Source organism: uncultured Desulfovibrio sp. (assembly GCF_949282365.1).
In the GTDB taxonomy this organism is placed as follows: Bacteria; Desulfobacterota; Desulfovibrionia; order Desulfovibrionales; family Desulfovibrionaceae; genus Desulfovibrio.
This window is the reverse complement of sequence record NZ_CASDOY010000084.1, coordinates 1-2,942: the sequence shown is the minus strand read 5'-3', so window position 1 is coordinate 2,942 and position 2,942 is coordinate 1. Positions and strand designations below refer to the sequence as shown.

The 2,942-nt window shown below is 69.3% G+C and carries 2 protein-coding genes; both read right to left on the bottom strand.

The genetic code is table 11. The annotated features are described in order from the left end of the window. Nucleotides 1-64: 64 nt before the first annotated feature. Entirely contained in the window at nucleotides 65-1,429 is a 1,365-nt protein-coding gene (locus Q1X76_RS09975; RefSeq protein WP_300719729.1) for a sigma-54 dependent transcriptional regulator, read from the bottom strand. Further along, nucleotides 1,404-2,942 (bottom strand): two-component system sensor histidine kinase ZraS (gene zraS / locus Q1X76_RS09970; RefSeq protein WP_366141001.1); only part of this gene is annotated, 1,539 nt, incomplete at its 5' end. The genes zraS and Q1X76_RS09975, both read right to left, overlap by 26 nt.

Here is a 2,942-nt window from a genome sequence, read left to right as displayed (position 1 = left end):
AAGGGAACCCCCTTGCGCGCGAGCCAAGGGGGTTCCCTTCCCCCCGGAAGATCCCTGCCCGTTCTTATTCCAGCCCGTACTTGCGCAATTTGTTGTGCAGGGTGGCGCGGGTGATGCCCAGGCGGCGGGCGGCCTCGCTCTTGTTGTCCTCGGTCTGGCGCAGGGTATCCTCGATGGCGCGGCGTTCCAGGGCTTCCAGGGAGAGGCCGGCCAGGGAGCCTTCGGCATTTTCCGGTTCCGGGACGGCCTGTCCGGCGGTTCCGGTGATGCTGGCGGGCAGCTCCGGGCCGGTGATGAGGTCGCCGCTGCAGAGGATCACGGCGCGCTCCACGGCGTTCTGGAGCTCGCGCACATTGCCGGGCCAGGCATAGCGGCGCAGCATGTCCAGGGCCTGCGGCGCGAAGCCCTTGACGTTCTTGCGGTTGCGGGCCGCGAATTTTTCCAGGAAGTGGGCCGCCAGCAGGGGGATGTCCTCGCTGCGCTGGCGCAGGGCGGGCACCTCGATGCTGATGACGTTGAGGCGGAAGAAGAGGTCCTCGCGGAAGCGCTTTTGCGCCACTTCCTCGCGCAGGTCGCGGTTGGTGGCGGCGATGACGCGCACATCCACGGTGAGGGGCGAATCCGAGCCCACGCGCTGCACTTCGCCCTGCTGCAGGGCGCGCAGCAGCTTGGCCTGCAGGGAGAGGGGCATCTCGCCGATCTCATCCAGGAAGAGCGTGCCGCCGTCGGCCTGGAGGAAGCGGCCTTCGCGGCGGCGGTCGGCGCCGGTGAAGGCCCCGCGCTCGTGGCCGAAGAGTTCGGATTCCAGCAGGTTCTCGGCCAGGGCCGCGCAGTTGACCGTGACCAGGGGCTTGTCGGCGCGGGCGCTGGCCTTGTGTACGGCGCGGGCCACCAGTTCCTTGCCGGTGCCGGATTCGCCGGTGATGAGCACGGTGGCCTCGGTGGGGGCCACCGTGGCGATGATCTCGCGCATGGCGCTGACGGCGGGGCTGCGGCCCAGGATCTCGGGCCCGGCGGCGGCCTCGCTGAGCTGGCGGCGCAGCTCGCGGTTCTCCACGCTCAGGCGGGAGTGGTCCACGGCGCGTTGCAGGGTCTCGCGCAGGGCGTCGAAGTCCAGGGGTTTGGTCAGATAGTCGTAAGCGCCCAGGCGCAGGGCGTCCACGGCGGTCTCCACGGACGAGTAGGCCGTCATCAGCACCACGGGCAGGGCCGGATTGTAGTCCAGGATGCCCCGCAGGGCGTGGATGCCGTCCATGCGGCCCATGCGCACGTCGGTCAGCACCACGTCGTAGGGCTTGGCGTGCACGGCCTCCACGGCCAGGTCGCCGTCCGCCGCCTCGTCCACGCTGTAGCCCCAGGCCTGGAGCATCATGCGCAACATGCCGCGGTGGGCATCGTCGTCATCAACCACGAGAATGCTGGTGTTCACCCTTGTCCTCCCCCTTTTGCCCGTCGGCGCCGGGCGTGTGCCGCGGCTGCGCGGGATCAGTCCCCGCCTGCGGCAGGCGTATGAAAAATGTTGTCTGGCCGGGGCCGTCCGCCGTGGCCTGACGGGATCGCACATAGACTTCGCCCGCGAGCGCCTCCACGATCTTGTGCACCGTGGCCAGGCCCAGGCCGGTGCCGTGCCCCTTGGTGGTGAAGTAGGGGTCGAAGATGTGGTTGAGGTTCTCCGGCGCGATGCCCTGGCCGGTATCCGTGACGGACAGCACGAGGTGGCCTTTATCCACCGTGCAGTCCAGGGTCAGGGTACCGCCGTGGGGCATGGCGTCCAGGGCGTTGAGGCAGATGTTGAGCAGGGCCTGTCCCAGCCTGTCCGGGTCCATGAGGGCCGGAGGCAGGCCGCGCGGGATGCGGTCCTCCAGGCGGACGCCGCGCTTTTCGGCATCCTGGGCGATGAGGCGCAGCACATGGGCGGCGCTGTCTTCCAGGGAGGCCGCCACGGGGCGCACGTCGCTGGGACGGGAAAGGCCGATGAGTTCGCTGATGACCCGGTTGAGGCGCTCCACCTCGCGCACCATGACGCCCGCGGCCTTGCGGTCCTCGCTGCCTTCGGGGAAGCGCATGCCGAAGTAGGTGGCATAGCCCTTGATGGAGCTGAGGGGGTTGCGGATCTCGTGGGCCACGCCGGCGGCCAGGGTGCCCACGGCGGCCAGCTTCTCCTTGCGGCGGATCTCTTCTTCCAGACGGCGGATCTCGCCTTCGGCCCGGCGCTGGCGGCGGCGGGATTCGCGGGCGCGCTGGGCGTAGTACAGGGCCAGCAGGCAGGCCAGGCCCACCAGCATGGCCACGCCGGCCAGCATGAAGACGTGGTCCCTGTCCTGGCTGCGGGTGATCTCGAAGGGCGAGAGGTCGAGGCCCAGGAAGATGATGGGCTGCGGCAGGCCCGGCGGGAGCTGGCCGGGCGGCGGCTGCATGAAGTAGCGGTAGACCACGAACACGCGCTGTCCTTCCATGTTGAGGATGGCGGAACGGGTCAGGCCGCCGGGCCGCAGCTGGCGCATGGTCTTTTCATCCATCTCCTCGCCGTTGAGGCGCAGGATCTCGCCCAGGCGGGTGGCGTTGCTGTGGGCCAGGATGGTGCCGTCGGGCATGGTGACGGCGATGAACTGCACATCCGAGGTGCTGGCCATCTCCTTGAGCAGGATCTGCAGGCGCACGCGGGCCTCGCCGTGCATGCTGGTGCGCAGCATGCTTTCGAAAGCCATGATCAGGGAGCTGCCTTTCTCGGCCAGCAGGCGGGACATGGCGCGTTCATTGCGTTCGATGGAGGCCAGGGCCAGCAGGGTGACCAGCAGGATGAGCACGAAGGCCGTGCCGCCCAGCAGCAGGCCCAGCGGTGTGCGCTGCTGCTGTTCCAGCTGTGAGCGGGCCTGGGCGCAGTCGTTTTCGCGGGCGGCCTGGTCATTGGCCACCATGGCCCCCGGGGCCGGGGCGGCGCT